Origin of the sequence: Amycolatopsis anabasis (assembly GCF_009765355.1) — a bacterium.
Lineage (GTDB): Bacteria > Actinomycetota > Actinomycetes > Mycobacteriales > Pseudonocardiaceae > Amycolatopsis > Amycolatopsis anabasis.
On sequence record NZ_VTHK01000140.1, the window covers coordinates 1 to 2,772 of the forward strand.

General features: G+C 73.2%; 1 protein-coding gene. It reads right to left on the reverse strand.

Features of this window, described 5'->3' with window-relative positions; all coding sequences use genetic code 11:
- Window positions 1-2,772 (reverse strand): type I polyketide synthase (locus FXO23_RS50335; protein WP_158896287.1); only part of this gene is annotated, 2,772 nt, incomplete at both ends.

Consider the following 2,772-nt stretch of genomic DNA (forward strand, 5'->3'; position numbering starts at 1 on the left):
GATGTGGTCGGTGATGGCCTGGGAGTTCGGGTAGTCGAACACCAGCGTCGCCGGCAACCGCAACCCCGTCACCGCGTTCAACTGGTTCCGCAACTCCATCGCCGCCAGCGAATCGAAACCCAGCTCCTGGAACGCCCGATCCGGCTCGATCGACTCCGCCGACGCATGCCCCAGCACACCCGCCACCCGCGACCGCACCAGGGTGAGCACGCTGCGGCGCCGTTCCTCGGGGTTCAACCCGGCGAGCCGCTGTTCCAGCGTCGCCTCGGCGTTCGCGCCCGACGCCGCGCGCCGGGCCGCGGGGGCCAGACCGCGCAGCAGCGCCGGGATCTCTTCCCTGCCGCGCAACGCCGTGGCGTCGACCCGCACCGGCACGACCACCGGCCGATCGGCGGCCAAGCCCGCGTCGAACAACGCCAGCGCCGACTCCACCGGCAACGGCGGCAAACCCTGCGCACGCATCCGCTGCCGATCGGTGTCCCCGAGCAACCGGCCCAGTCCGGCCTCGACGTCCCACAATCCGAAGGCCATCGCCGTCGCGGGGAGCCCCTCGCTCCGGCGATGGGCGGCCAGGGCGTCCAGGAAGACGTTCGCCGCCGCGTAGTTCGCCTGCCCCGCCGCCAGCACCAACCCACCAGCCGACGAGAACAACACGAACGCCGACAACTCGAGATCCCGCGTCAGCTCGTGCAGATACCACGCGGCATCCGCCTTCGGCGCCAACACCGCGTCCACCCGCTCCGGCGACTGCGCGCCCACCAACCCGTTGTCACCGACCGCCGCCGCGTGGACCACGCCGCGCAGGTCCGGTATCCCGGCGACCAGCTTGGCCGCGGCCTCCCGGTCCGCCACGTCGCACGCGACGACTTCCGCCGAGGCACCGAGTTCGGCCAGATCGGCCACCAACTCGCCCGCACCCGGCGCGTCCAAACCCCGGCGACTGGTCAACACCAACCGCCGCACACCGTGCACCGCCACCAAATGCCGCGCCACCAACGCACCCAGACCACCCGTACCACCGGTCACCAGCACCGAACCCTCGCCACCGAACACCGGGTCCCGCTGCTCGGACGGCAGCCGCACCAGCCTCGGGACGAAGGTCGCACCCGACCGGATCGCGATCTCCGGTTCGCCGGTGGCGATCGCGGCGGGCAGGATGCGCTCGGCGTCGCGATCCTCGTCCAGATCGACCAGGACGAACCGGCCCGGGTTCTCCGCCTGCGCCGCCCGCACCAGACCCCACACCGGCGCCTGCGCGAGATCCACTCCGGCGTCGGTGTCGACGGCGACCGCGCCGCGGGTGACCACGGCCAGCCGGGACTCGGCGAACCGCTCGTCGGCCAGCCACCGCTGCACGACCTCCAGCACCCGGTGCGCGACCGACCGCATCCCGGCCGGAACCTCGCCCGAGGGCTCGGGGCTCGCGAACACGACCACGTCCGGCACCGGCTCGGGCACCTCGTCCCATTCCGCGAAGGACAGCTGGGCGGGCTCGCCGCACGCGACCGGTTTCCAGTCGATGCCGTAGAGCGGGTCGCCCTGCCCACCGGCCCGCAACTGCTCCGGCGACACCGGACGGCCCACCATCGAATCCACCGACAGGACCGGCTGCCCGGACTGGTCCGCGACCGCCAGGTGCAGGCCGCCGTCCGCCGATCCGGTGATCCGGACCCGCACCGCGGTGGCGCCCACCGCGAACAGCGACACCCCGTTCCACGCGAACGGGATCACCGTGCCACCGGACGCGTCGCCCGTCTCACCGGGGAGGCCGAGGGTCGGATGCATGGCCGCGTCCAGCAATGCCGGGTGCAACCCGAACCGCTCGGCGTCACCACGCGCCCGCTCCGGCAACACCACCTCGGCGAACAACTCCGCACCACGCCGCCACACCGCACGCATGCCCCGGAACACCGGGCCGTAGCCGTAGCCGCGTTCGGCGAAGGCGTCGTAGGCGTCGGCGACGTCGACCGATTCCGCACCCGCGGGTGGCCAGGCGGTCAGGTCGAAGGCCGGGGAATCGCCTGCCGGAACCAGGAATCCGGTCGCGTGCCGGGTCCAGGACTGCTCGGTGTCTTCCCGGCGCGAGTAGACGGTGACCGGCCGGTGCCCGGAGGTTTCCGCGTCGACCACGACCTGCAACTGGACACCGCCGCGATCGGGCAGCACCAGCGGCGCCTCCAGGGTCAGCTCCTCGAGGGCGGCGCAGCCGACCTGCTCCCCGGCCCGCAGGGCGAGTTCCACGAAACCGGTGCCCGGAACCAGGACGCTGCCCAGCACCGCGTGATCCGCGAGCCACGGCTGGCTCTCCCGGGACACCCTGCCGGTGAGCACCACACCGTCCGTGCCGGGCAACGGCACCGCCGCGCCGAGCAGCGGGTGCTCCACCGCGCCCAGGCCGACCGTCCGGACGTCTCCGCCGCTCTCGGCGTTGAGCCAGTACGACTCGCGCTGGAACGCGTAGGTCGGCAGTTCGACCGCCCGCGGACCGTGCGGGGCGAAGAACGCCCGCCAGTCCACGCGACCGCCCCCGGCATGCAGACGGCCGAGCGCGCCGAGCAGCGTGGCGACCTCGTCCCGGCCGCTCCGCGCGACCGGCACCAGCACGCCGTCCTCGGCGAGGTCCGCGAGGGATTCCTGGGCCATACCGGTGAGCACCCCGTCCGGGCCGAGTTCGACGAACCGGGTCACCCCCTCGGCATGCAGGGTGCGCACGCCGTCGGCGAACCGGACGGCCTGCCGCACGTGTTCGACCCAGTACTCAGGAGTGGCCGG